Here is a 26,836-nt window from a genome sequence, read left to right as displayed (position 1 = left end):
GGCACTGCTTGGCGCCGCGATGATAAACGGCTGCTATAAACGCTTTAACCAAGATTTCGGGTTTTGCGCTTCACTGTTACGGCGAATCTCGAAGTAGAGTGAGGCACGGTCTTGACCTCCGGTATCACCCGCTAGGGCAATCACTTCACCTGCTGTCACCTTATCGCCTTCTTTCTTAGTTAACGCTTGGTTGTAGCCGTAAAGAGTCATGTCGCCTTTGCCGTGGTCGAGCAGTACCACTAAGCCATAGCCACGTAAATATTCGGCGAAAACGACTGTGCCTGGGTACACCGCTTTAACTTGTTGACCGTAGTTGGCGGACAGCACCATACCTTTCCAGTTAACTTGACCGGTTTGTTTGGTGCCGAAGTTATGCAGCACGCGGCCCTTCAGTGGCCATGGCAGTTTGCCGCGCTGTTTCGCGATACCATCCATTGGTACAGCATTGCGTTTCGCGGCTTTGGCAATCTCTGCTTTTAGACGGGTTTCGTTGCGTTGTAATTCGGCTAGGTAACGCTTGTCGTCTTTGATGCTCTTTTGAATCTTGTTCAGCGTACCTTTGCGTTGCGACTGTGTGCTTGCCAAAGATGAGCGCTTTTCCGATTGCTGCTTAAGCAAGGCTTCAATTTGTGCTTTCTCTAGCTCAAGCTGATTCTTATTGTGTGCCAACTCTTGGGTCGTTTGGGTGATCGCATCAATGACTTTTGCTCGCGCTTTAGCAAGGTGCTGGAAGTACTGGCTAATGCGGTCTTCCTCTACGCCTTCATTAAGAAGGTGTCCATTGGCCTTGGCTCGCTCGGTCACATAGTAGGTTTGCAGCAACTGTTTCAGCTCTTCTTCTTGCGCCTGACGCTGAGCTTCTTGCAGAGCAATCTTCTCTTCCAACTTATTGATGTTTTGATCGGCTTGCGCCAAGTCGGTTTTAGTCTGTTTGATCTCGCGTTCTAATTTAGAGATACCAAGCTCTTGGTTTTTCAACGACTTTTGCAGATCGTTAAGTTGCTTTTCTTGAGAAGTCAGCGATTTTTTCTGGCGATTGATTTCGCTAGAAACGCCTTTGAGCTCTTGCTGGCTGGCAGCAGAGGAGGTGAGGGGATATGTGGCAGATAAAGCACAAGTTAATAAAATAGCCGAGCGTAGCACTGGGTGATTTTGTTTTCGCACTTGAGAGTTACCTACCACATTATTGTCAAAGGATCAGATGACGATTAAATACCATCCCCGTGGATAAAGCTTTGCGATTTGCCATTAAAGCCTTGATCCATATCGAGAGAAGGTTTGTCCGTTTTCGGACGGCCAACAATTTTTGCAGGCACACCAGCCACGGTTGTGTGTGGCGGCACTGCTTGCAATACCACGGAGCAGGAGCCAATTTTTGCGCCTTCGCCTACTTCGATATTGCCAAGAATTTTTGCACCTGCGCCGATCATTACGCCTTCGCGAATTTTCGGGTGACGGTCACCGCATTCTTTGCCGGTACCACCAAGGGTGACATCTTGCAGAATAGACACGTCGTTTTCGACAACGGCCGTTTCACCAATCACAATGCCGGTTGCATGGTCTAGCATGATACCACTACCAATGCGCGCTGCAGGGTGAATATCAACCTGACATGCAACAGAAATCTGGTTTTGTAGGTAAGTCGCAAGAGCGTGACGCCCTTGCTTCCACAACCAGTTAGCCACTCGGTAGCCTTGCAGGGCATGGTAACCCTTTAGGTACAACAACGGCATCGAGTACATTGAAACAGCTGGGTCGCGATTCACCGTGGCACAAATGTCACAAGCGGCGCCGTCCGTAATCGTTGGATCAGCGGCAAAGGCTTCTTCTACCACTTCACGTACTGCCATTGCTGGCATGGAGGCGGTATTCAATTTGTTGGCCAGAATGTAGCTCAATGCGGCACACAAGCTGTCATGCTTGATGATGGTTGCATGATAAAAGCTCGCCAGCATCGGCTCTTGCTCTGACATTTCACGGGCTTCTGAAACGATCTTGTCCCAGACTTTTTGTTTTTCGCAGTGTTTCATTCTCAATATCCTGAGTGGTTCTTCCGTGACCCGACAACTTCTATTCTTCTCAGATGAGGTGCAAAGGGCGGTAGATTGCTACTTTCCTTCGGCTTTTTTGTCACGAGCAAGTAAATCTTGCGCTGCCAGGCGTGCATCTTTTCCTTGATACAATACTTGATAAATTTGGTCAACAATTGGCATCTCTACGCCCATGCGCTGAGATAGCATCCAAACTTCCTTGGTGTTGCGGTAGCCTTCGACCACCTGGCCGATTTCTTCTTGTGCAGTGTCGACGTCTTTACCTTGGCCTAGTGCCAAACCAAAGCGACGGTTACGCGATTGGTTATCGGTACAAGTTAAGACGAGATCGCCCAAGCCTGCCATACCCATAAAGGTTTCTGGTTGTGCACCAAGTGCCGCACCAAGACGGCTCATTTCTGCCAAACCACGTGTAATCAGCGCCGTGCGAGCATTGGCACCAAAACCAATACCATCAGACATACCTGCGCCAATCGCGATAACGTTCTTCACTGCACCACCAAGTTGCATGCCGATAAAGTCGTTGTTTGCGTAAACACGGAAGGTTTTGCTGCAGTGGATTTTCTCTTGTAGGTCGGCAACAAAAGCTGAATCTGGAGAAGCCACTGAAATTGCGGTAGGCATGCCCATCGCTAATTCTTTAGCAAACGTAGGTCCAGACAGTACCGCTAGCGAATAGCTGTCGCCAATGATGTCGAACGCCACTTCTTTTAGTAGACGACCTGTTTCTGGCTCAAGGCCTTTGGTTGCCCAACAGATACGAGAATCTTCACGTAGGAAAGGCTTACAGCTGTTGAGGACGATACCAAAAACGTGGCTAGGAACCACAACTAACAAGTCACGGCTTGCTTGAACGGCTTTTTCTAAATCCGACTCAATAATCAAGCTTTCTGGGAAATCAATACCAGGTAGGAATTCGTGGTTGGCACGATCTGCTTCAAGGCGTGCCATGTGCTCTGGCTCGTGACCCCATAGGATGACGTTCGCGCCGTTACGTGCGAGGGAAATTGCCAAAGAAGTGCCGTATGAGCCAGCACCAATCACAGTCATTGCGATGTCTTTACCGTAAGCATTGTTGGTATTTGCTTGTGTCATGCTACCGCCTAATTGTCTTTCTACTAGTAGAATCTAGTCCATAATCGCTAGAGTTTACGCTCTCAAGGGGTTAGGAACTAGGAACTTTTATCAGAAATAAAAAATGCACATTGCATCGCAGAGAGGACGCTTTGTGCATTTTCTTCAGGTATATGACGTGTGCTCATTCTTTATGAAGGGCAACACGCCACTTACAAAACGTGAATTACGCTTCAGCTTCGCCTTGTTGAGCTTGCTGTTGTAGGTAGTTCATGAATAGCGCGTCGAAGTTAACTGGCGCTAGGTTCAGTTGAGGGAACGTACCTTTAACTACAAGGCTTGAGATAGTTTCACGAGCGTATGGGAATAGGATGTTCGGACAGAATGCGCCTAGGCAATGTGCAAGTTGACCTGCTTCCATTTTCTCAGCAGTGAAGATACCACCTTGTTGAACTTCACATAGGAACGCAGTTTCTTCTTCGTTCTTAACAGTAACGGTTAGACGTAGAACAACTTCGTAAACACCTTCACCAAGCTCACGGCTTTGAGTGTCTAGGTCTAGTTTAACGTCTGGGTTCCACTCTTTTTGGAACATTACTGGAGAGTTAGGCGCTTCGAAAGAAACGTCTTTTAGGAAGATGCGTTGAATTGCAAAGTTTTGTTGTGCGTCTTGTGGTGCTGCTTCAGCCATTTTTAAATCCTTAATAAACATTTGTTGGGTCTAGGATTCTCTAAACCCAGAAATATGGTTTGTCCTGAGACTAACTGAGCAAATCTACCTTGACTAGATGAAGCGCGTATTACGTGCAAAGCATCACAACTTAGTGCTTCAACTGCTTTCTATTTGCTCAGTTTATATAAACGAGGCTGGCAAAATTGTTTTACCGCGACCTTATTTCTTACCACGTACTAGTGGAAGGTTCGCTTCGTTCCATGCAATCAAACCGTTTTTCAGTAGGCTTACGTTTTCGAAGCCTGCTTTCGCTAGTAGGTTTGCACTTTCTTGAGCGGTTTGACCCGTTTTGCATACCACAATGATTGGGTCTGATTTACGGTTTTCAAGGCTACCAAAGTTACCTGCTTTGATATCAGACGGCAAAATGTGAAGTGCGTCGGTGATATGACCTTGTTTGAACTCATCCTTAGAGCGGATATCCACCACAACGCCGTTTTCACGGTTCATAAGGTGAGTCAATTGGTTTACGTTAATCTCTTTGTATGCGGCTGTCGCGGATTTCACGAGGTTCATGATAAATGCGACAAGAAGACCTACCCAAACCAAAGATAGAATCATGTTCTGTTGGAAAAAATCAATGTACTCTTGCATGTCTTGAGCTCTTGCAATGTTGACGGAAAAATAAAGCAGGAGTATAGCGGGGATAGTCGCCTTAGGCGAGAGGGTTAAAATTTTCTAACGAATAATTGAGATCTAAGCGCTTCCGGTGAGCCTCGTGCGAGCTGTGCATTCCTGCAATCTTATTATCACTTCTCCCTATCAATTCAATTGGCGTAATTGACTTCACTTCTGGTCGAAAAAGCGCACAATGAATGACAACAAAAAGTTTTTCACCAAAGTATTTCGGTGGTCGTACAAAGCATCTTGAAAGTGACTATGCTTGTGGAACACGTGTGCTGACTAGGTCGGATTGCTTGCTAACTTGTAAGATAGCAACAATAAATCGCAAACATTATTTGATCTTAACCTACAGTTTTGGTTAAAAAGTGTAGTAAAATTACGCTAGTTTTGTTTCAAGGTTAGATGGAGCAGCGAAGCTCTACACCGAAAGTTACTTAAATTTGATGAGGTCATCACTATGTCTGCTAAGAAGCCATTGGCTCTAGTTATCCTTGACGGTTACGGTTACCGTGAAGACACAGCAAGTAACGCAATTGCAAATGCTAAAACACCAGTAATGGATGCACTGATTGCGAACAACCCTAACACTCTAATCTCTGCTTCAGGCATGGACGTTGGTCTACCTGATGGTCAAATGGGTAACTCAGAAGTTGGTCACACCAACATCGGTGCAGGTCGCGTTGTATACCAAGATCTAACACGTATCACTAAGTCTATCGCTGACGGTGAATTCGCTGAAACAGCAGCACTAGTAGAAGCTATCGACTCTGCAGTAAAAGCTGAGAAAGCAGTACACATCATGGGCCTAATGTCTCCAGGTGGTGTTCACTCTCACGAAGATCACATCTACGCAGCGGTTGAAATGGCGGCAGCTCGTGGCGCTGAGAAAATCTACCTACACTGCTTCCTAGACGGCCGTGACACGCCACCACGTAGTGCTAAAAACTCACTACAACGTTTCCAAGACCTATTTGCGAAACTAGGTAAAGGTCGTGTTGCTTCTCTAGTAGGTCGTTACTACGCAATGGACCGTGACAACAACTGGGATCGCGTTCAAGTTGCTTACGATCTTCTAACTCAAGCTAAAGCTGAGTTCACAGCAGAAACGGCAGTTGCAGGTCTAGAAGCGGCTTACGCTCGTGAAGAAAACGATGAGTTCGTTAAAGCAACGGCTATCAAAGCGGAAGGTCAAGAAGACGCAATCATGCAAGATGGCGATGCGGTTATCTTCATGAACTACCGTGCTGACCGTGCACGTCAAATCACTCGTGCATTCGTTCCTGCATTTGACGGCTTCGAGCGCGCTGTATTCCCAGCAATCAACTTCGTGATGCTGACTCAATACGCAGCTGACATCCCTCTAGCTATCGCATTCCCACCTGCGTCTCTAGAAAACACTTACGGTGAGTGGCTATCTAAACAAGGTCAAACTCAGCTACGTATCTCTGAAACAGAGAAATACGCGCACGTAACCTTCTTCTTCAACGGTGGTATTGAGAACGAATTCGAAGGCGAAGAGCGTCAACTTGTTGCTTCTCCAAAGGTAGCAACTTACGACATGCAGCCAGAAATGAGCTCTCCAGAGCTAACAGAGAAGATGGTTGCGGCTATCAAGTCTGGTAAGTACGACACTATCATCTGTAACTACCCGAACGCAGATATGGTTGGTCACACTGGTGTTTACGAAGCGGCTGAGCAAGCTATCGAAGCACTAGACGAAAGCGTTGGTAAAGTGGTTGAAGCAATCAAAGAAGTTGGCGGTCAGCTACTGATCACTGCGGATCACGGTAACGCAGAGATGATGATCGACCCAGAAACTGGCGGCATCCACACTGCTCACACTAACCTACCAGTACCTCTAATCTACGTAGGTGACAAAGCGGTTGAGTTCAAAGAAGGCGGTAAACTGTCTGACCTTGCACCAACAATGCTTTCTCTAGCAGGTCTAGAAATCCCTGCAGAAATGTCTGGTGAAGTGCTAGTTAAGTAATTAACTGACGATTCAGAATGATAAAAGCCCGAGCTCGACTCGGGCTTTTTTATGTCTGCGATTCTGTGTTTAGTAAGGCGGTGAGTTACGAAGCTCAACAATTACTATGGTTAACAGCCCCTCATTAAACCTGAGCTATTGCACTAGGATGCCAGTGCCTATGACCGCCAGAGCAGCGCCAAACCAAGCGAATCGATTCGGGCGTTTCTTGGTGTAAACCCACAACAATGGCAGCAACATGATCGGCGTTGTTGAAGAAAGCAGAGCCACCATCCCGACGTTACCTTCACGCAGGGCATAGAGAATCAACGTCATTCCCACCGCCATGGCTAAAAAGCCGTTTAATGCGGTAATGCCAAAAACTTTCCATGTGATGGTTCGAGTCGCGCGAGCGACTTTTGCGCCAATTAACCAAAGTGCGCAATGTGCGACGAAAGCACTGATCATACGAATCGCGGAAGCGGCGACTGGATCAACACTGGTTTGCATGACAGGTTTAGCGATGATGCCGCCTAGAGCCTGGCACATAGCGGCAGTTAAACCGAGCCCGACGCCAATCCAAACGTTGCCTTTGATCTCTTCTAGCGCGTTGCTGGTTTGCCCGCGTCGACCATAGAAAATTGCCATCACTACACCGCTGAAGACCAAGGCTGCTCCAATCAGCTCCATACCCGTCATGCTTTCGCTAAACAGGAAGTAACCCAGAATGGCAGAGAAGACGGCATGACAAGAAAACAACAAGCCTGCCTGGCGTGGCCCCATGCGGTTCAAACAAGCGAATAACGCGGTATCGCCAATAAAGATACCAATCAAACCGGACGCCATCATCGGCGTAATGTGTTCTGCCGATACACTGAACCAGCCACCCGTTATCCACGCCATCGTGGAAAGGATTACTGCGGTACAACCCATACGCCAACGGCTATAGGCAAACGCACCAAGATGCTGAGCGGGAACAACAGAAATTAAGCTAGAAACAGCCCATAGGAAAGCAGCGCATAGCGCTAGCCATTCATAACCCATGATTGCGAGACATCCTTGTAGAGCAGGGTAAGGCTCTAATATGCATCAATTTATAGAGATGTAAAAGAGCATCTTGTCGCTAATAAAAAAGCAGCTCGTTGAGCTGCTTTTGATGAAGAAGGTTACACTTTAAAGCGACTGATGTTCTCACGCATGGTATTGGCGGTATCGTACATCTGGCGTGCGCCTTCACTGCTCTTAAGCGATTGTTCGGCAATCATGTCGGCATCGTCTTTAATGCCTTGTGTGTTGCGGCTGATGTCTTCGCTTACCGCGCGTTGCTCTTCTGCAGCGCTTGCGATTTGCATCGCCATGTCGTTGATCTCAGTGATCGAGTTGGTGATGCTGGTTAAGCTGTCGTGCGCTTGCTGAGCATAATCCACGCTAGTATCTGCTAAGCTGGTGCTTGTTTGCATGCTATTGACTGCCAGCTTGGTGTTGTTTTGCAACGTTTCGATCATGGTGCGGATTTCTTCCGTTGAACCATGAGTGCGTTGGCTAAGCACACGTACCTCATCAGCAACCACGGCAAAACCACGACCTTGCTCACCAGCACGAGCCGCTTCAATGGCAGCATTAAGTGCTAACAAGTTGGTTTGCTCGGCAATGCCTTGGATAGTCGATAGGATTTGGTTGATGCTTTGCGTGTTTGCTTCTAGCTCTGAAATCACGCTGGCAGCATCACTGACTTGTTCAGCCAGTTCGACAATCGCTTCACGGTTTTTCTGGATGACGTTTTGCCCTTCCATACAAGCGGATGCGGAGTTTTGCGAAGCACTTGCTGTTAGCTCTGCATGACTTGCTACCTCAGCAGCGGTTGCTGACATCTCATGAATAGCAGTAGCAATTTGGTTGACGTCATTTTGCTGATGTTCAACACGACCCGCTGCCATCGCAGATAGCTCATTTGCTTGATTCGCCTGTTCTGAAAGCTGTTCACTGTTTTCAACAATACTCTTCAACATGGTCTGCATTTGAGCAAGGAACTGGTTCACGTGAGTGGCAAGTTCACCAATTTCATCCATGCGCTCGATCTTGATGCGTTGAGTAAGGTCGCCTTCGCCCTGTGATAACTCTGACAGCGCATCAGACAGGGTTTGAAGAGGTTGTAGTAGACGAGTGATGATGTAAGTACTGATTGCCGCAATAATCAGGTACAGCACGATAGAAGCGATAGCCGTAAATGTCACTTGCTCAGAGACAGACGCAAATGCCATTTGTTTGTCTTGCACAATACCTAAAGACCAATCGGTGTTCGGCACTTTCGCCACGTAAATCAGCTTGTCGCCTTGGCTCGGCCATTGAATGGTGTCTAGCTTCGCATCGCCAGCTAGCGTCATCATCGTGCTATGAGTTAAAGCTGGGTTGAGTTCTGTCAGTGGTTTTTGGCTAAGCTTTTCATCTTTGTAAGCCACTAGGTTATTGTTGCCATCAACTAGGAACGCGAAACCGTCATTATCAAGTTGAATGTTAAGCACTTCAGTGATGATGTCGGTTACCGCCAAGTCTGCAGCAAGTACACCTTTTTTACCTTGATTGAATGCCTTAGCAAAGCTAACCACAATGCTGCCATCGAAGTCTTGGTATGGCTCTGTGATGATCAACCCTGATTTTGCCATCGCATCTTGGTACCAAGGACGAGTGCGTGGATCGTAATCTGCAGGCCATGATTCCGTCTTATCACCGTAGGCGATTGAGCCGTCAGAGAAGCCAGCGTAGACCGATAAAAACTTACCAGCGCGCTTGGTCAGTAGCATTTCACGATCGGCATCGTCTGATCCTGCAATGATATTTTCATTTGCCAGCATCATATCGCTGCGAATCGCCAGCCAATCGCTGATGTAACGATTGGTCGATTGAGAGATGTTTTGAATTTCTCGATTAAGGGTAGAAGTGGTTTCTGTGCGCAGTTGATTGACGGAAACCCAAGCTTGAACGCCACTAACAATGGCGATAATGACTGCAATCGCAATCTGTATTTTTAGTTTGATGGTACTTCTCATTGCCTTACCTTCATAAAACAGACAAAAAGATCAATGTCACAAGCTGTGACTCCAAAGGGTGTGAGACGATTCAAGCACTGAAAGTTACATGAAAGGCTGTAGTGAATTTATCGACATTTTCTTATGTAACTTGAGGTAAATAGTGTGATTCTTATTCAATATGTTGATTATGTGGGTGATTTTTAAGTTCATGAAATAGAGGTGAATTTCTTAAAACATATCGTGAGTAGCAAGGGGTAAAAGAGGGATTGCCTGGGGCGGCGTGAACCACCCCGAAGCTAGCGTGTTAGAACAAGATAATCACAGCACCATAGACAATGAACAGACCGACCAAGCCGATAATCAAACCGACCTTCGCCATGTCTTTACTTTCAATCAAGCCTGTTGAGTAAGCGAGTGAGTTAGGTGGCGTAGAGACTGGCAAAATCATACCGAGCGATGCCGAGAAGGCGACCACAACCAACAAACCTTGTAGGCCACCGATAGCAACCAGACTCGGCATAGAAGCCCCAATCGCTGCAGCAATCGGCATCAACAAGTTTGCGGTGGCAGTGTTGGACATAAAGTTGGCCATCAGCCAACACACGATCGATAGGGCAACGACGACCGCAAATGGAGACAGGGACTCATAATCTATTGCGTGAGCGAGTGCTTCAGCCAAGCCAGTTTTATCTAGCGCAATACCGATGGCGATACCACCGGCTACCAGCCATAACACATCCCAGTTGATAAGCTTGAGCTCTTCTTTACCCATGATGCCTGTTAGCGTGAATACGGCGAGTGGAATAATGGCGACGACATAGGTATTCATGCCGTGTACTTTGGTTGTCATCCACAGCAGAATAGTCATGGCGAAGGTCACGTAAACCACGATCGCGCGCCAACTCTTCTTGAACTTGCCATCCAGGCGTAGCTTCATTTCTGGTTCGCTAGAAGGGAAGAGCTTTTGCAATAAGAACCAAGCCAGCGTCAGTTGCACTAAGACAAAAGGCAAGCCCATCATCATCCAAGATAGGAAATCGATGCTGTTTTCTCCGGTTAAATATTGCAAGGCAATCGCGTTAGGCGGGGTACCAATTGGTGTTGCAATACCACCTGTATTAGCGGCGATAGGAATACAGAGAACCAGTGCTTTTATCCCCAAATCGCCTTTTGGTGCCGAAGCAACAATGGGGCCAAGGAGTGCCAGCATCATAACGGTCGTCGCAGTGTTCGACATAAACATCGAGAACACGGCGGTGATCAGCATTAAGCCCAGCATGATGAACTTAGGTTGAGTGCCAAACGGCTTGAGCAGCACACGAGCGAGGTTGTTATCAAGCTCGTATTTAGAGGCAGCAATAGCGAGTGCGAACCCCCCCATGAAAAGAATGATGATGGGAGAGGAGAAAGCGGAGAAAATATCGGTGTAAGCAATCAACTCACCCAAATCATGTCCCGCTGGTGGATTGCGAAATAGGTGTAAGCCTTTGTCCGATATCATGATCAATTCAAGTGCGATGATAAGAATCGAAGTAGCGAATACGGGAACCGGTTCTAAAACCCAAAGTAGTGCAGCAAGAAGAAAAATAGCCAGAAGACGATGCTGAATTAAAGTGAGATCGTCAATTGGAATGGCATCTATCGGCATCATTAAGACACCGAGTGGAATCAAAAAACACACCAGTAACTTGACCAGTGTGTCTGCACTCATCTTTGGCATTGGCAGCCCCTTTTATAATCATCCCTCAACGCAGAATAATTGATTGCGCTTTTAGGTACTTAGAGGCAAGTACGAGTTTGAAAAAGAGAGGCGAAATTTCAAACAGAGTTTTGCTTTTCGTCAATAAAAAAGCCTCCGCGAGCGGAGGCTTTAAAATCAGTTTGAGCTCAAAGCTTACTGCTGGTGCGCGTAAGGGGTACCCATTACGGTTGGCTTACCATTTTCCATGCTTTCATCGAATGCGATAGCATCTTTTGCGAACAGGTTGATAACGGTTGAGCCAAGCTTGAAGCGACCCATTTCTTCGCCTTTCTTCAAGATAACCGCTTTATCGCCTTCAGCTGGGTAATCCCATTTGTAAACCGAGTTACCACGTGGTGGCGTGATAGTGCCAGCCCATACTTGCTCGATGCTACCTACGATGGTTGCACCAACCAGTACTTGTGCCATTGGGCCAAACTCAGTATCAAAGATACATACTACGCGTTCGTTGCGTGCGAATAGGTTTGGCACGTTCTCTGCGGTTAATGGGTTTACCGAGAATAGATCACCAGGTACGTAAATCATCTGACGCAGTGTACCGTCACATGGCATGTGTACACGGTGGTAATCACGAGGCGATAGGTACAAGGTTGCGAAAGAACCGTCTTGGAATTCTTCCGCTAGTTTTGCGTCACCGCCAAGTAATTCTTGTGCCGAGAAGTTATGACCTTTAGCTTGGATAAGCTGGCCGTCTTCAATCGGACCAAATTGGCTTACGCACGCGTCCGCAGGGTGAGTGATCACCTTTTCACCTTCCGCGATTGGACGTGCGCCGTCTTTTAGCTCACGAACAAAGAACTCGTTGAAGGTTTTGAAGTGCTTAGGATCGGAGTGCTTCGCCTCATCCATGTTCACGTTGTATTGCTTGATAAACCAGCGAATGACTGCTGTTGTTAGACCGCCAGCCTCAGCTGAAGCCAGTTTACCCACTAGACGTGTTAGTCCATGTTGTGGGATCCAGTACTGCAGTCCAACTTTAATCTTGTCCATCTTTAATTCCGATACTTCTGTTAGATTCTCGCTTTAGGGCGCGTGATGTTACTGAAATTTCATCTGCTTGTCAGTATTAGGTGATGATTTCTTACACAGTTGCAGTTTTAACTCAGTTACAGATCCGCTTTCTTGTTACGTGAGTACTGACGGTTGGCTTTGTTTTCTACCATGCTCTCTAGAATTCGATGGTAGTTTTCAAAACGCACTTCACTGACTTCGCCTTTCTCTACTGCTTCACGCAAGATACAGCCAGGATCGTCATTGTGTTTACAGTCGCGGAACTTACAACCGCCAAGATAAGGGCGGAATTCAACGAACGCTTTGGTCACTTCTTCTGCTTCTAAGTGCCACAAACCAAATTCACGTACCCCAGGAGAGTCAATTAGATCGCCTCCAGTTGGGATGTGGTACAAGCGAGCTGCTGTGGTTGTATGCTGACCCAAACCAGAGTTCTCTGAGATCTCGCCTTCTTCCACTTCCTGCTCAAGTTCAGGCATCAGTGCGTTCACTAGACTTGATTTACCTACACCAGATTGCCCGACGAAGATGTTGATACGGTCGCGTAGTTGCTCTTCAAGTTCTGCAATGCCCTCGCCTGACTGCTTACTTACAAACAATACTTTGTAGCCAATACGTTTGTATTCTTCTAGCCACTCTTCGTACATTGCTCGATCTTCATCAGCAAGCAAGTCGATTTTGTTGAGTACCAACAGCGGGGCAATGTTCAGTGTTTCGGATGCCACTAGGTAGCGGTCAATGATGTTGAGCGAAAGCTCAGGCAAAACCGAAGACACGATCACCATTTGGTCGATGTTAGCGGCGACAGGTTTCAAGCCATCGTAGTAGTCAGGACGAGTTAGCATCGATGTGCGAGGTTCTACGGCTTCAACCACGCCAGAAATACCTGCCATTGATTCAAGTCCTTCACGCCAAAGTACGCGATCGCCGGATACCAGTGATTCGATACCACGACGAAGGTTACAGCGCTGCACCTCACCTGTTTCTAGATCTTCGATGTCAGCGTGCTGACCGAAACGAGTGATGACGAGACCCTGTTTACTTGCGCCTAGCATGGTTTCATCCCACTGGATGGACTCTTCTTGCTTCTTTAGGCGTTTTTGTTGGTTGCTGCGTACGCGGCGCACCTGACCTTTGGTTAACTTTTTCTTTTTTGCCACAATCTTGTACTTAATGTGAGTTAACTCAGTTGATTGAGCACGCTTTCGGCTCAAACTCGTGAGTATCGTGTTTCAAGTATTTTCAGGTATAGTACCTCTTTTATCGATAAACAAATAGGCGGCGTAACCATGTCCTTTAGCGATCAAAACCTGATTTGGGTGGATTTAGAGATGACAGGCCTCGATCCTGAAACGCACAAAATCATCGAAATTGCTTCTATCGTCACGGATAGTGAATTGAATATTTTGGCTGAAGGTCCTGTTCTTGCTGTACATCAGCCTGAAGAAGAGCTGGCGAAGATGGATGATTGGTGTACCAATACGCACACTTCAAGTGGCTTGGTTGAGCGCGTTCGTAACAGTAATGTTTCAGAGCAAGATGCTGTTGCACAAACCATTGAGTTTCTCGAAAAATGGGTACCAAAGGGCGTTTCTCCAATTTGTGGTAACAGCATTGGTCAGGATCGTCGATTCTTGTACAAGCATATGCCTGAATTGGAAGAATACTTCCACTACCGTTATTTGGACGTGAGCACGCTAAAAGAACTGACTCGCCGCTGGAAACCAGAAGTGTTAGACGGTTTTTCGAAGCAGGGCACGCATCTAGCATTGGATGATATCCGTGAGTCGATTGCTGAGCTAAAGTACTACCGCGAAACGATCTTTAAGATCTAACTGTTAAGGCTGCGATCCAAATTGTTGTAATTAATGAGCGTTTTGCTTGCTTTTTCATCTGTCAGCAAAAAAATAAAGTTTTTTTGAACGAAGGACTTGCATCACAAAAAAAATGCTCTTATAATTCGCAGCCCTGAACGACGGAAACGTTGTTGATGCGACACTAGCTCAGTTGGTAGAGCGCAACCTTGCCAAGGTTGAGGTCACGAGTTCGAACCTCGTGTGTCGCTCCACTTTTCTTAAGTGGAAAAAAGGTTCTCATCATGCCTTAAATGGTGAACTACGGACGCGGGGTGGAGCAGCTTGGTAGCTCGTCGGGCTCATAACCCGAAGGTCGTCGGTTCAAATCCGGCCCCCGCAACCAATTCTCTTTCGAGAATATGCGACACTAGCTCAGTTGGTAGAGCGCAACCTTGCCAAGGTTGAGGTCACGAGTTCGAACCTCGTGTGTCGCTCCAATTTGATAGCTCTCATTGTGCTTAACAATGAAACACGGACGCGGGATGGAGCAGCTTGGTAGCTCGTCGGGCTCATAACCCGAAGGTCGTCGGTTCAAATCCGGCTCCCGCAACCAAATTCAAGACAGTTTGATCGTTATTTATCATAACCCTCAGGCCGTCGACGGATGCGCCGCCCGGATAAAATCCCGGCTCCCGCAACCAATGCGACACTAGCTCAGTTGGTAGAGCGCAACCTTGCCAAGGTTGAGGTCACGAGTTCGAACCTCGTGTGTCGCTCCAAATTAAAAGGTTCTCATCATACCTTAAATGGTGAACTACGGACGCGGGGTGGAGCAGCTTGGTAGCTCGTCGGGCTCATAACCCGAAGGTCGTCGGTTCAAATCCGGCCCCCGCAACCAATGCGACACTAGCTCAGTTGGTAGAGCGCAACCTTGCCAAGGTTGAGGTCACGAGTTCGAACCTCGTGTGTCGCTCCAAATTAAAAGGTTTTCATCATACCTTAAATGATGAACTATGGACGCGGGATGGAGCAGCTTGGTAGCTCGTCGGGCTCATAACCCGAAGGTCGTCGGTTCAAATCCGGCTCCCGCAACCAATGCGACACTAGCTCAGTTGGTAGAGCGCAACCTTGCCAAGGTTGAGGTCACGAGTTCGAACCTCGTGTGTCGCTCCACTTTTCTCAAGGTGGAAAACGATAGCCTTCATTGTGCTTAACAATGACATTGCGACACTAGCTCAGTTGGTAGAGCGCAACCTTGCCAAGGTTGAGGTCACGAGTTCGAACCTCGTGTGTCGCTCCAGTTTGATAGCCCTCATTGTGCTTAACAGTGACATGCGACACTAGCTCAGTTGGTAGAGCGCAACCTTGCCAAGGTTGAGGTCACGAGTTCGAACCTCGTGTGTCGCTCCAATTTGATAGCCCTCATTGTGCTTAACAGTGACATTGCGACACTAGCTCAGTTGGTAGAGCGCAACCTTGCCAAGGTTGAGGTCACGAGTTCGAACCTCGTGTGTCGCTCCAGTTTCTATTATCGTATTAATCGATAATACACGGACGCGGGATGGAGCAGCTTGGTAGCTCGTCGGGCTCATAACCCGAAGGTCGTCGGTTCAAATCCGGCTCCCGCAACCAATTCACATCGCTCTTTTCATAATGCTGCGAAGCATGAACCCCTGAAAAATAATATTTTAATCCGCATCAGTCGATGTCGGACGATTTCGTTTGTGTTTTAAACATGAGACGACTTGTCTGAGCAGCGAATATTCTGGTGTTCGGAGTGCTTTCTGCTTATTAATTAACAGAGTTATCCACATATCTTGTTCTGTGGATAAGTTGGTTGATAAAGTGTTTTCAGCTTGGATTTCATGGGCTAGAAAGAAAGATCTTTTCTTTATGTAAAAGCCATGAAAGTTTCCCTTTATTGTATAAGTGTATGTTTTTTAAGGGTAAACTTTATTTTATTGCGGATCGGGTGCGTTAAATCAGGATCATTATTTTGTGTTTTTTTGATCCTAATCATTTCTTCAGGTTGTGTTTAACTTTTTTCTCTTCCCTGAAATCTTGCAATTCTCTAATTTTTTTCCACATTACAGAATTGAGAACAAGGTCATAAATTGATCATGTAAAAAGAGTTTTCAATCTCTTGCATATGAGCTACGCGTTATGCGTCTCTCGGAAGGCCTTTTTCGACGATTCTAATTAAACGCTTCTTCTTCGTCTCGATAGAGTCTGATTCAGCGGTAGGAATTTGGCTGAGTTGTTGTCCTAGAGCCCAATTAATATGTTCATCCAGTAACTCACTTTCACCACGACGGGCCTCTAGAGCGTCAATCGTTCTTTGGCTGTATTCTGTATTACCAAGTGCGACAGAAATATTACGCAGCCATTGCAAGTGTCCAATGCGACGAATCGCAGAACCTTCCATTTGTTTTAGGAAAGTTGGTTCATCCCAATTAAACATGGTGACGAGATCTGGGTCTTCAAAACTGTCGCGGCGATGGAAGTCTTCTTGCTCGGTTATGTCTGCGTATCGATTCCAAGGGCAAACGAGTTGGCAGTCATCACACCCGTAGATGCGATTTCCCATTGGCTTGCGGAACTCTTCAGGAATAACACCATCAAATTCGATAGTGAGATACGAGATACATCGTCTAGCATCCACGACTTTTTCATCGACGATTGCTTGTGTCGGACATGATGTGATGCACGCTTTACACTTGTCACATTGGTCAACACTTGGTTCGTCTACTGGTAATGGTAAGTCGATAAGTAACTCGCCAAGGAAAAACCAAGAGCCACAGTCCTTATCCAATATGAGAGAGTGCTTGCCCGTCCAGCCTAACCCGGCTTTTTGAGCCAGTGGGCGTTCAAGGATAGGGGCTGAGTCGACAAAGGGGCGATAGCCATATTGGCCGACTTCTTGCTCAATAAGTTTGCCAAGTTTATTAAGCTGCTTTCTGACCAACTTGTGATAATCACGGCCAAGCGCATAGCGACTGATGTATGCGTGGTTCTTATTTGCCAAATTGGAAGCAAACTTGGCTTCTGGTGGTAGGTAATCCATGCGCACGCTGATGACGCGTACTGTTCCCGGTAGAAGTTCATTTGGCCTGGCGCGCATCATGCCGTGACGAGCCATCCAGTCCATAGAGCCATGATAGCCAGCATCAAGCCATTTTTGCAGAGCGGCCTCATGTTCACTAAGATCAACATCGCAGATACCGACTTTCTGGAAGCCGAGCTCTTTACCCCAAATTTTGATTTGTTGAGCGAGTTGTTCGTAGTTCATGTTTTATCACCGAGATAAAAGGGGGGCGGATCTTACCGGATCTTATGAATGGGCGCCACCAGAAAGTCTAGACAGAAAGTCGAGAAATAGGTTTTGAAACCAAGTCATAAAAAGTTGACGTAGGCATGAGTAATTTTGCTTATGCACTCAATAGAATCAGGTAATTAGGTTTTGTCTTTTTTGGTCATTTTTTCGCATATATGACATTTGAGAGCTTGTCTCTCAAAACCAACACAGTTTACTATTCCTGTTCTTTTGATTTTTATATAGTCAACGATCATTAGTTAGAGAAACATCAATGAGCACGAAACAATTTAATCTTAAAGATGAGCATGAAACGGTAGCACTGGGCACCGCATTGGCTCAGCTTTGTTCTCAACAAACCACCATTTATTTGCATGGCGATCTGGGTGCAGGTAAAACAACCTTCAGTCGTGGTTTTGTCCGTGCTCTTGGTCATCAAGGAAATGTAAAAAGCCCGACCTATACTTTGGTTGAACCTTATCAATTGGATAAGTGGCAAGTTTACCACTTTGATCTTTACCGACTGGCTGATCCGGAAGAATTAGAATTCATGGGGATTCGCGATTACTTCACGGATGATGCGATTTGTTTGGTGGAATGGCCAGAAAAAGGGCAAGGAATGTTGCCACAACCGGATCTTGATGTGGATATTCGCTACCAGGGCGAGCAGCGCGTAGCCGAATTAACGGCGAACAATGAATATGGTGTGCAGTTACTCAGTCGATTGGAGCTATGTTGAGTCTTTCAAAATTTAGAGTAGTGGCGGCATTTGTCGCCACTTTTCTCCTTATCATCCCCAATTTAGCATTTGCTAACGTCGTAAAAAGTTTCCGAGTTTGGCCTTCACCTGATGAGACTCGTGTCGTCATCGATCTGAATGCGGAAGCTGACTATTCCTATTTCTCTTTATCTAGCCCGGATCGCTTAGTGGTGGATCTCAAAAACACCTCTATGCAAGCTAAGTTGCCTGTTACGGTAACCGACAGCCCAGTGTTAAAGCGCGTTCGTAAGAGTTCGCCGCCCAACAAAGACACATTCCGTTTGGTGTTCGAGCTGAAGAAGAATGTTAAAGCGGAGCTATTCACGCTTAAACCAACACCTGCTGGACAATATGGCCACCGTTTAGTGATCGATTTGCCGCATGGTGCAAAGAAATCCACACCAGCAACCAGTGCGACTAAACCGAGTAAGCCAGCGACACCGAGCAAAGACATGAGCACGGTGCAACGTGCACAAGAAATTCTTATCGTGATTGACCCAGGTCACGGTGGTGAAGACCCAGGCTCGATTGGACCATCACGCCGCAAATACGAAAAAGACGCGGTACTGAGCATTTCTCGCAAGCTTTCTGCTCAGTTAAATGCAGTACCGGGGATCAAAACACGAATGACGCGCAGCGGTGACTACTTTGTTAACCTTAACCGACGCGTTGCAATTGCTCGTGAGAACAATGCACACTTATTGATTTCAATCCACGCTGATGCATTTACTTCACCAAAGCCGCGCGGTGGTTCGGTGTTCGTATTAAACACGCGTCGTGCAAATACCGAAATTTCACGTTGGGTCGAAAACCACGAGAGACAATCTGAATTGCTCGGCGGATCGGGTACGGCGTTTGTGAGTAATTCAAATGACCGCAACGTCAACCAAACCTTATTAGATCTTCAGTTCAGCCATTCGCAGAAGGAAGGCTATAAATTAGCAACAAACATTCTAGGTGAGATGGGCAAAGTTGCTCGTCTACACAACTCGAAACCAATCAATACCAGCTTGGCAGTTTTGCGCTCTCCGCAGATTCCGTCTGTGTTGGTTGAAACGGGCTTTATCTCGAACCCAACGGAAGAGAAGCTGCTGTTCCAACGCTCTCACCAAGACAAGTTAGCGCGAGCGATCACTAAAGCGGTAGTGCAATACCTGAAAGATAACCCGCCAGAAGGTACGGTGTTCTCGTCTTCTTCTAAGCCTTCGGTTCACACAGTAAAGCGTGGTGAGTCATTGTCTGTGATTGCTCAGAAATACGGTACGTCGACCAAAGCAATCATGAGTGCGAACAAGCTTAAATCAAGCGGTTTGGCGGTTGGTCAGAAGTTGAAAATTCCTGGTACTGGTGCGGTGTCGGTTTCTGTTCCGAATACCCCAAATACTGTTGAGACCGAGACGATCACACATACCGTTAAGTCTGGTGAGTTCCTCGGTAAGATCGCTAGCCATTACAAAGTGAAGATTGCGGATATTCGTCGCGAGAACAATCTGAAATCAGACACAGTTTGGGTTGGTCAGAAATTGAAGATCACGGTCGCAGTGAAAGACAAGCCAATCCGCAAGCACAAAGTCGCTCGTGGTGAATACCTAGGTAAGATTGCGTCGAAATACGGCGTGAGTGTATCCAGCATCCGCAAAGCGAATAACCTGCGTTCTGATGAACTCGCCGTGGGACAGGTACTGATCATTCCAAATAAATAAGTGAGCTTATAACTCATCATGACCATTAAGATTTTGCCTGCTCGGCTGGCAAACCAAATCGCGGCAGGGGAAGTGGTTGAAAGGCCCGCCTCTGTCGTGAAAGAACTGGTAGAAAACAGTCTCGATTCTGGTGCCACTCGAATTGATATTGATATCGAGAAAGGGGGCGCCAAGCTGATTCGCGTGCGCGATAACGGCAAAGGGATTGTGAAGGATGAGTTAGGTCTGGCGTTGAGTCGTCATGCCACCTCTAAGATCCACACATTGGACGATCTTGAAGCCATCATGAGTTTGGGTTTCCGTGGTGAGGCGCTAGCGAGTATCAGTTCGGTATCGCGCTTAACCATGACTTCTCGTCCAGCGGCACAAGAACAAGCGTGGAGTGCCTACTCGGAAGGGCGTGACATGAAGGTTAAACTCCAGCCGACGGCACACCCAATTGGTACGTCGGTTGAAGTGCTCGATTTGTTTTTTAACACCCCCGCTCGCCGTAAATTCCTCCGTACCGAGAAAACTGAATTTGCTCATATCGATGAATTATTGAAGCGCATTGCATTGAGCCGCTTTGATGTCACTATCAACGTGCGCCATAACGGCAAAATGATTCGCCAATACCGTGCGGCAAAGAACCAGCTTCAAACCGAAAAGCGTATTGCTGCAGTATGTGGTAATGCCTTTGTGCGTAATATGCTACGTATCGAGTTGGAGCATCAAGGTCTTAAGCTGCATGGCTGGATTACCACGCCAGAAGGGGCGAGACAGCAGAGTGACTTACAATACTGCTACGTGAATGGTCGCATGATGCGTGACAAGTTGATCAACCACGCGATTCGCCAAAGTTACGAAACCAGCTTAAAGCCGGATCAATTCGCCGCGTATGTATTGTTTATTGAGCTCGACCCGCACCAAGTGGATGTTAACGTGCACCCTGCTAAGCATGAAGTGCGTTTCCATCAAGCCCGCTTAGTGCATGACTTTATCTATCAAGCTTTGGCAGATGCGCTTGCACAAAGCTCAGTGATTGATAAACCCCACGTCAACGAATCCGCGTTCCACCATGCCGATCCTGTTGAATCTTTTGAGGCGAGCACGGCAAATCAAGAACCAGTCAGCGCACCAGAGCCTGTGACCTCTCCTGTGCCAGAGCAAGTCTATCAAGCGATTGATAACACTCCAGCTTATCCGGGGCGTTCAGACTATGAAGCGAAACCTCGCGATAGGGCACCAAGTGACGCTTCTGTACGAGAAGCGCGAGCGGTGGATTCTTTTAAGCGAACAGATTGGATTGAATCAAAGCCTGCGCCTAAACCAGCTTCAAGTAAAGAACAACGTCATGCCGAGCCTGCACCAAGTAAACAAGAAGTTCGTGCTTATCACGAGTTGCTTCAGACGCCTGATTTTGAGCCTCAAAAAGAAGCGCCAAAAGCGTCAGTTAGCCCATCGGCAGAAGCTGCTTTACCGCCAGTTACGGCATTAAGTAAAGCGCTGGCTGTGGTGGACGAGCAGTTTGTCTTGATGAGCAGCGATAGTGGTGTGGCTTTGGTTGCACTGCCAAGAGCAGAGTTCTATCGAACCAAAGGTCAGCTCACACCGAGCGATGGAGCGTTAAAAGCTCAACCGTTACTGGTGCCATTATCGGTGAAGCTAGAGCCTGAGATGGTTCAGCTCGCGCAGGATTATCAGCAAGACTTTGCTCAGTTGGGCATCCAGCTTAAAGCGAGAAATGATAAAGCTCTGATGGTTATGGGCGTGCCATCACCACTGCGTCAACAAAACTTACAAAACTTGATACCAGATCTGTTATCTTACGCGCAAACTCGCGTGCGGGGAGAGGGAGCAACGGCTCAGCTGTTATCAGAGCTGATAGATTGGCTTGCTTTGCAGGTCACCACTGTTAAGAGCCACTATACTCTTTCCGAAGCCATTCAAATTATTGCGGAACTTGAACAGTTAAGACATGGTCAATTGCCATTAGAAGACACAAAATTTGTGTCTGCTGTTGATTTCTCTGCCACGATTGCCAAATTAAGACCATGACAGACAAACTACCTTTGGCGCTATTCCTAATGGGGCCAACCGCATCAGGTAAAACAGAACTAGCGATTCGCCTTCGCCAAAAGTATCCGGTTGAGATCATCAGCGTGGATTCGGCGTTGATCTACAAAGACATGAACATTGGTACGGCGAAACCTGATGAGCGCGAGCTGAGTCTAGCGCCACATCGTCTTATCGATATTCTTGATCCAAGTGAATCATACTCTGCGGCGGACTTCCGTCGTGATGCACTACAGGCAATGGATGACATTGTTGCAGAAGGAAAAATTCCGCTACTAGTCGGCGGAACCATGTTGTATTACAAAGCCTTACTTGAAGGCTTATCACCACTTCCTGCTGCAAATCCTGAAATTCGTCAGCAAATTGAGCAAGAGGCATTGACTAAAGGTTGGTCGGTGTTGCACGATGAGCTGAAAGAGATTGATCCTGTGTCAGCTGCGAGAATCCATCCTAATGATCCTCAACGTTTATCTAGGGCATTGGAAGTATTCCGCATTTCAGGTAAAACTCTTACTGAGTTGACTCAAACAAAGGGCGACAGCTTGCCTTACCGAGTCAAACAGTTTGCAATAGCTCCCAAGGACAGGGCAGAACTTCACCGTCGAATTGAACTACGTTTCGATAAGATGATGGAAGCGGGTTTTGAAGAGGAAATGAAAGCGTTGTATGCGCGCAAAGATCTTCACCCTGATCTTCCTTCTATCCGTTGCGTCGGCTACAGACAGATGTGGGAGTACTTAGATGGGGACTGCACACGCGACGAAGCCGTTTTTCGTGGCATATGTGCAACTCGTCAATTGGCCAAGCGTCAAATCACCTGGTTACGCAGCTGGAATGATTTAACTTGGTTGGATAGCGATAACATTGAACAGGCACTTGAAACCATGTCAGAAGCAATAGCATCTGATTGAGATAGCTGTGTATAATGTGATCGTTTTTGCGTGAACGCACTCTCAAAGGATCTGTTATTGGCGGTTTTTATACTATGCTGCTAATTACTTAGAGTGCATTTTTGATTCGTTTAGCTCAGATGCAAAAAGCAGTACCTTTTGCATTGCACCACTAGCTAAATAATTACAACTACAAATTAAATAAGGAAAATAAAATGGCTAAGGGGCAATCTCTACAAGACCCATTCCTAAATGCGCTACGTCGTGAGCGTATCCCGGTATCTATCTACCTTGTGAACGGTATCAAACTGCAAGGTCAGATCGAATCTTTCGATCAGTTCGTGATCCTATTGAAGAACACTGTTAACCAAATGGTGTACAAGCACGCAATCTCTACCGTTGTTCCGGCTCGTCCAGTGAGCCACCACAGTGGTGATCGTCCTCAAGGTGACCGTCCACAAGAGAAATCTGAAGATTAATTCTTCATTTAGTATTGCTAAAATAAGGAGTTGATTGCTTGTTTGACCGTTATGAATCCGGTGAGCGAGCCGTACTTGTTCATATCAACTTCACGCAAGAAGGTGAATGGGAAGATCTGGCTGAATTCGAAATGCTGGTATCTTCCGCTGGGGTAGAGGCGCTGCAAGTTGTGACTGGCAGTCGTCAATCCCCACACCCGAAATACTATGTCGGAGAGGGTAAGGCGCAAGAAATTGCTACTGCGGTACAATTAACTGGTGCTGAAATTGTGATTTTTAATCACTCCCTCTCTCCTGCCCAAGAACGTAACCTCGAAGCACTGTGCAAATGTCGAGTTCTCGACCGCACCGGTCTCATCCTCGATATCTTTGCTCAACGAGCACGAACACACGAAGGTAAGCTGCAAGTCGAGCTAGCCCAACTTCGTCATATTTCTACTCGTTTAATTCGCGGTTGGACGCACCTTGAAAGGCAGAAAGGCGGCATCGGTCTACGTGGGCCAGGTGAAACCCAGTTAGAAACCGACCGTCGTTTATTGCGTGACAGAATTAAAGCTATCCTTCGTCGTCTTGAAAAAGTCGCGAAGCAGCGTGAACAAGGGCGTCGTGCCCGAAACCGAGCTGAAATCCCAACGGTTTCTCTCGTGGGCTACACCAACGCGGGTAAGTCGACACTCTTCAACCGTATTACAGAAGCTGGCGTTTACGCGGCAGATCAACTGTTTGCTACTCTTGACCCAACTTTACGTAAGATAGAGTTAGCAGATGTAGGGCCTGCAATACTTGCAGATACCGTTGGTTTTATCCGACACCTGCCTCACGATTTGGTTGCAGCCTTCAAAGCGACCTTGCAGGAAACGCAAGAAGCTGACATTTTGTTACATGTTGTTGATGCCAGTGACGAGCGTTTTCGTGAGAATATTCAAGCTGTTCATGAAGTCTTAGAAGAGATCGACGCACATGAAGTGCCGACACTCGTAGTAATGAACAAGATTGACAATCTAGAAGAGCAGAAACCACGTATAGAACGTGATGAGGAAGGCGTGCCTCGTACGGTCTGGGTTTCCGCGATGGACGGATTAGGCATTGATCTTCTGTTTGACGCGCTGACCGAGCGTTTAGCGTCGCAAATGGTTGAGCATCAGTTGCGAATTCCTCCACAGCATCAAGGACGATTCCGTAGTACATTCTTCCAAATGAAGTGTATTCAACGTGAGGAATATGACCAGGAAGGTAACTTGTTGATCAATATTCGAATGCAACAGGTAGATTGGTCTAGACTTGAAAAAAGAGAAGGGGCAGTTTTAGTCGACTTTATAGTCACTTAAAGGACTGCTACAGTATAACGTCATATCAAATGATGGAGCTTTCTAATGGCGTGGAATGAGCCTGGAAATAACAACGGCAACAATGGCCGCGATAATGACCCTTGGGGTAATAATAATCGTGGTGGCCAGCGTCCTGGTGGCCGAGATCAAGGTCCGCCAGATTTAGATGAAGTGTTCAGCAAACTGAGTCAAAAGCTGGGTGGCAAATTTGGTAAAAAAGGCGGCGGCGGTGGTTCACCTATCGGCGGTGGCGGTAGTGCGATTGGCTTTGGTGTCATTGCAGTTATCGCGATTGCGGTGTGGTTCTTCGCTGGCTTTTACACCATCGGTGAAGCAGAGCGCGGTGTCGTGCTGCGTTTAGGTAAATACGACCGTATCGTGGACCCAGGCCTGAACTGGCGTCCTCGTTTTATCGACGAATACGAAGCGGTTAACGTGCAAGCGATTCGTTCGCTACGTGCATCAGGTCTAATGCTGACTAAAGATGAAAACGTAGTAACGGTAGCGATGGACGTTCAATACCGTGTTGCTGACCCATACAAATATCTATATCGCGTAACCAATGCGGATGACAGCTTGCGTCAAGCAACGGATTCTGCGTTACGTGCGGTAATTGGTGACTCACTGATGGATAGCATCCTAACAAGTGGTCGTCAGCAAATCCGTCAAACGACACAAGAAACGCTAAACCAAATCATCGATAGCTACGATATGGGCATCGTGATTGTTGACGTGAACTTCCAGTCTGCGCGTCCGCCAGAGCAAGTGAAAGATGCGTTTGATGATGCAATCGCAGCACGTGAGGATGAAGAGCGTTTCATCCGTGAAGCAGAAGCTTACAAGAACGAAATCTTGCCTAAAGCAACTGGTCGTGCAGAGCGTTTGAAGAAAGAAGCGCAAGGTTACAACGAGCGTGTAACTAACGAAGCACTTGGTCAAGTAGCTCAGTTTGAAAAACTACTACCTGAATACCAAGCGGCACCGGGTGTAACTCGTGACCGTCTGTACCTAGACACTATGGAAGAGGTTTACTCAAGCACATCGAAAGTGCTGATTGACTCTGAATCTAGCGGTAACCTTCTTTACCTTCCAATTGATAAATTGGCTGGTCAAGATGGTCAAACAGACACTAAACGTAAATCGAAATCGACTTCAACGTACGATCATATCCAATTGGAATCTGAGCGTTCGCAAGAAGACACTTCGAACACGCAGTCTCGTTCAACTGGTACACGTCAAGGGAGATACTAAGAATGCGTAAGTTAATGATCCCTGTACTGGTCATCGCACTGGCATTAATGCTGATGTCACTGTTTGTGATTCCTGAAGGTGAACGCGGTATTGTGGTTCGATTCGGTCGTGTCTTAAAAGACAATAACGACATCACTCGAATTTACGAGCCGGGTTTGCATTTTAAAATGCCGCTGTTCGATCGTGTTAAAAAACTGGACGCACGTATCCAAACAATGGATGGCCGTGCTGACCGTTTCGTAACGTCTGAGAAAAAAGACGTAATCATCGATACCTACGCGAAGTGGCGTATTGAAGATTTCGGTCGTTACTATCTAGCGACTGGTGGCGGTAACACGCTGACAGCTGAAGCACTTCTAGAGCGTAAAGTAACTGACGTTTTACGTTCAGAAATTGGTTCGCGTGAAATCAAGCAGATTATTTCAGGGCCACGTAAGAAGAGCCAAGATTTGGTCGGCGAAGTTGAAGGTGAACTAACGACTGAAGCCGCTCTTAAAGCTCTAGAAATTGATGGTGAACGTGATGTGATTATGTCTGAAGTTCTCAGCGATACGCGAGAAAGTGCGATGAAAGACCTTGGTGTTAGGGTTGTTGATTTTCGTATTAAGAAAATCAACCTACCTGATGAAATCAGTGAGTCGATTTACCGTCGTATGCGTGCAGAACGTGAGTCAGTAGCGCGTAAGTTCCGCTCTCAAGGTCGTGAGAAAGCAGAAGTCATCCGTGCACAAGCTGAGCTTGAAGTGGCAACGATTCTTGCAGAAGCAGACAAAACAGCTCGTGTAACACGAGGTGCAGCAGATGCAGAAGCGGCGAAGATCTACGCAGATGCGTACAATAAAGATCCTGAGTTCTTCAGCTTCCTACGCTCTCTAAAGGCTTACGAGAAATCGTTCAGCTCTAAGAGTGACATCCTTGTTCTGGACCCGAAGAGTGAATTCTTCCAATACATGAACAATGCGAAAGGCGCAGAAGCGAAATAAGCTCAGTGTTCAAGCAAATTGAAAA

21 protein-coding genes and 13 tRNA genes are annotated in these 26,836 nt (G+C 46.9%); 23 read left to right on the top strand and 11 right to left on the bottom strand.

The genetic code is table 11. The features are described from left to right. Window positions 1-33: 33 nt before the first annotated feature. From KHO06_RS15570 to KHO06_RS15550, 5 genes are all read right to left on the bottom strand, one after another. A complete protein-coding gene (locus KHO06_RS15570) occupies window positions 34-1,182 on the bottom strand; it encodes a murein hydrolase activator EnvC (RefSeq protein ID WP_045370282.1) in 1,149 nt (382 codons plus the stop codon). Window positions 1,183-1,208: 26 nt separating this feature from the next. Continuing rightward, entirely contained in the window at window positions 1,209-2,030 is an 822-nt protein-coding gene (cysE, locus tag KHO06_RS15565) for a serine O-acetyltransferase (protein WP_005425016.1), read from the bottom strand. Window positions 2,031-2,108: 78 nt separating this feature from the next. Continuing rightward, window positions 2,109-3,146 (bottom strand): NAD(P)H-dependent glycerol-3-phosphate dehydrogenase, encoded by a 1,038-nt coding sequence (gpsA, locus tag KHO06_RS15560; protein ID WP_005425056.1) that lies wholly within the window; start codon window positions 3,144-3,146, stop codon window positions 2,109-2,111. Window positions 3,147-3,351: 205 nt separating this feature from the next. Further along, window positions 3,352-3,816, bottom strand: coding sequence for a protein-export chaperone SecB (gene secB, locus KHO06_RS15555; protein WP_005425051.1), 465 nt, complete (start codon window positions 3,814-3,816; stop codon window positions 3,352-3,354). 201 nt (window positions 3,817-4,017) lie between these two features. Continuing rightward, window positions 4,018-4,452, bottom strand: coding sequence for a rhodanese-like domain-containing protein (locus KHO06_RS15550; RefSeq protein WP_005425033.1), 435 nt, complete (start codon window positions 4,450-4,452; stop codon window positions 4,018-4,020). 487 nt (window positions 4,453-4,939) lie between these two features. On the opposite strand from KHO06_RS15550, the gene gpmM reads away from it, so the two are divergent. Beyond that, window positions 4,940-6,472 carry a 2,3-bisphosphoglycerate-independent phosphoglycerate mutase gene (gene gpmM / locus KHO06_RS15545; protein ID WP_212581848.1) on the top strand — a complete coding sequence of 511 codons (1,533 nt, stop codon included), beginning with the start codon at window positions 4,940-4,942 and terminating at the stop codon, window positions 6,470-6,472. Window positions 6,473-6,607: 135 nt separating this feature from the next. On the opposite strand, the gene KHO06_RS15540 is transcribed toward gpmM, so the two are convergent. From KHO06_RS15540 to rsgA, 5 genes are all read right to left on the bottom strand, one after another. Further along, window positions 6,608-7,495, bottom strand: a complete 888-nt coding sequence (locus KHO06_RS15540; RefSeq protein ID WP_045370280.1) for a DMT family transporter — start codon at window positions 7,493-7,495, stop codon at window positions 6,608-6,610. Between the two features lie 122 nt (window positions 7,496-7,617). Continuing rightward, window positions 7,618-9,498, bottom strand: coding sequence for a methyl-accepting chemotaxis protein (locus KHO06_RS15535; protein ID WP_212581847.1), 1,881 nt, complete (start codon window positions 9,496-9,498; stop codon window positions 7,618-7,620). Window positions 9,499-9,784: 286 nt separating this feature from the next. Continuing rightward, complete coding sequence (locus tag KHO06_RS15530) at window positions 9,785-11,200, bottom strand: SLC13 family permease (RefSeq protein WP_005425060.1); 1,416 nt, start codon at window positions 11,198-11,200, stop codon at window positions 9,785-9,787. A gap of 174 nt (window positions 11,201-11,374) precedes the next feature. Further along, window positions 11,375-12,232, bottom strand: coding sequence for an archaetidylserine decarboxylase (gene asd / locus KHO06_RS15525; protein ID WP_005425058.1), 858 nt, complete (start codon window positions 12,230-12,232; stop codon window positions 11,375-11,377). Between the two features lie 116 nt (window positions 12,233-12,348). Further along, on the bottom strand, window positions 12,349-13,413 hold the full coding sequence (rsgA, locus tag KHO06_RS15520) for a small ribosomal subunit biogenesis GTPase RsgA (RefSeq protein ID WP_005425062.1): 1,065 nt from the start codon (window positions 13,411-13,413) through the stop codon (window positions 12,349-12,351). A 129-nt stretch (window positions 13,414-13,542) separates the two neighbouring features. On the opposite strand from rsgA, the gene orn reads away from it, so the two are divergent. The 14 genes from orn (at window position 13,543) to KHO06_RS15450 (ending at window position 15,681) form a co-directional block, all read left to right on the top strand. Next, window positions 13,543-14,088, top strand: coding sequence for an oligoribonuclease (gene orn, locus KHO06_RS15515; RefSeq protein ID WP_043882856.1), 546 nt, complete (start codon window positions 13,543-13,545; stop codon window positions 14,086-14,088). Between the two features lie 157 nt (window positions 14,089-14,245). Continuing rightward, window positions 14,246-14,321, top strand: a tRNA-Gly gene (locus KHO06_RS15510). A 54-nt stretch (window positions 14,322-14,375) separates the two neighbouring features. Further along, window positions 14,376-14,452: transfer RNA gene (locus tag KHO06_RS15505), tRNA-Met, on the top strand. A gap of 18 nt (window positions 14,453-14,470) precedes the next feature. Beyond that, window positions 14,471-14,546, top strand: a tRNA-Gly gene (locus KHO06_RS15500). A gap of 39 nt (window positions 14,547-14,585) precedes the next feature. After that, a tRNA-Met gene (locus KHO06_RS15495) sits at window positions 14,586-14,662 on the top strand. Between the two features lie 90 nt (window positions 14,663-14,752). Beyond that, window positions 14,753-14,828 (top strand) — tRNA-Gly (locus KHO06_RS15490). Between the two features lie 42 nt (window positions 14,829-14,870). Next, window positions 14,871-14,947: transfer RNA gene (locus KHO06_RS15485), tRNA-Met, on the top strand. 2 nt (window positions 14,948-14,949) lie between these two features. Continuing rightward, window positions 14,950-15,025, top strand: a tRNA-Gly gene (locus KHO06_RS15480). Between the two features lie 42 nt (window positions 15,026-15,067). Next, window positions 15,068-15,144 (top strand) — tRNA-Met (locus KHO06_RS15475). 2 nt (window positions 15,145-15,146) lie between these two features. Beyond that, window positions 15,147-15,222 (top strand) — tRNA-Gly (locus KHO06_RS15470). A gap of 51 nt (window positions 15,223-15,273) precedes the next feature. Next, window positions 15,274-15,349 (top strand) — tRNA-Gly (locus KHO06_RS15465). Window positions 15,350-15,383: 34 nt separating this feature from the next. Continuing rightward, window positions 15,384-15,459, top strand: a tRNA-Gly gene (locus tag KHO06_RS15460). Window positions 15,460-15,494: 35 nt separating this feature from the next. Further along, window positions 15,495-15,570: transfer RNA gene (locus KHO06_RS15455), tRNA-Gly, on the top strand. A gap of 34 nt (window positions 15,571-15,604) precedes the next feature. Beyond that, a tRNA-Met gene (locus KHO06_RS15450) sits at window positions 15,605-15,681 on the top strand. A 529-nt stretch (window positions 15,682-16,210) separates the two neighbouring features. On the opposite strand, the gene queG is transcribed toward KHO06_RS15450, so the two are convergent. Continuing rightward, complete coding sequence (gene queG / locus KHO06_RS15445) at window positions 16,211-17,338, bottom strand: tRNA epoxyqueuosine(34) reductase QueG (protein WP_047482800.1); 1,128 nt, start codon at window positions 17,336-17,338, stop codon at window positions 16,211-16,213. 298 nt (window positions 17,339-17,636) lie between these two features. On the opposite strand from queG, the gene tsaE reads away from it, so the two are divergent. The 8 genes from tsaE to hflC all read left to right on the top strand — a co-directional run bounded on the left by tsaE (window position 17,637) and on the right by hflC (window position 26,811). After that, window positions 17,637-18,101, top strand: coding sequence for a tRNA (adenosine(37)-N6)-threonylcarbamoyltransferase complex ATPase subunit type 1 TsaE (tsaE, locus tag KHO06_RS15440; protein ID WP_005438321.1), 465 nt, complete (start codon window positions 17,637-17,639; stop codon window positions 18,099-18,101). Next, on the top strand, window positions 18,095-19,825 hold the full coding sequence (locus tag KHO06_RS15435) for an N-acetylmuramoyl-L-alanine amidase (RefSeq protein ID WP_081234810.1): 1,731 nt from the start codon (window positions 18,095-18,097) through the stop codon (window positions 19,823-19,825). Before tsaE ends, KHO06_RS15435 begins: the two co-directional genes overlap by 7 nt. An 18-nt stretch (window positions 19,826-19,843) precedes the next feature. Beyond that, window positions 19,844-21,862, top strand: a complete 2,019-nt coding sequence (gene mutL / locus KHO06_RS15430) for a DNA mismatch repair endonuclease MutL (RefSeq protein WP_212581846.1) — start codon at window positions 19,844-19,846, stop codon at window positions 21,860-21,862. Beyond that, window positions 21,859-22,791 (top strand): tRNA (adenosine(37)-N6)-dimethylallyltransferase MiaA, encoded by a 933-nt coding sequence (gene miaA, locus KHO06_RS15425; RefSeq protein ID WP_005451402.1) that lies wholly within the window; start codon window positions 21,859-21,861, stop codon window positions 22,789-22,791. Before mutL ends, miaA begins: the two co-directional genes overlap by 4 nt. A 194-nt stretch (window positions 22,792-22,985) precedes the next feature. Continuing rightward, entirely contained in the window at window positions 22,986-23,249 is a 264-nt protein-coding gene (hfq, locus tag KHO06_RS15420) for an RNA chaperone Hfq (protein WP_005438329.1), read from the top strand. Window positions 23,250-23,287: 38 nt separating this feature from the next. Beyond that, window positions 23,288-24,577 carry a ribosome rescue GTPase HflX gene (hflX, locus tag KHO06_RS15415; protein ID WP_212581845.1) on the top strand — a complete coding sequence of 430 codons (1,290 nt, stop codon included), beginning with the start codon at window positions 23,288-23,290 and terminating at the stop codon, window positions 24,575-24,577. A 45-nt stretch (window positions 24,578-24,622) separates the two neighbouring features. Continuing rightward, window positions 24,623-25,828: an FtsH protease activity modulator HflK gene (gene hflK / locus KHO06_RS15410; protein WP_045370270.1), complete on the top strand. Its 1,206-nt coding sequence runs from the start codon at window positions 24,623-24,625 to the stop codon at window positions 25,826-25,828. Window positions 25,829-25,830: 2 nt separating this feature from the next. Further along, window positions 25,831-26,811: a protease modulator HflC gene (gene hflC, locus KHO06_RS15405; protein ID WP_005432778.1), complete on the top strand. Its 981-nt coding sequence runs from the start codon at window positions 25,831-25,833 to the stop codon at window positions 26,809-26,811. Window positions 26,812-26,836 lie beyond the last annotated feature (25 nt).

This window comes from Vibrio sp. B1FIG11 (genome assembly GCF_905175335.1).
Lineage (GTDB): Bacteria > Pseudomonadota > Gammaproteobacteria > Enterobacterales > Vibrionaceae > Vibrio > Vibrio campbellii.
The sequence above is the reverse complement of the archived record's forward strand: the minus strand, read 5'-3'. Positions and strand labels throughout refer to the sequence as shown.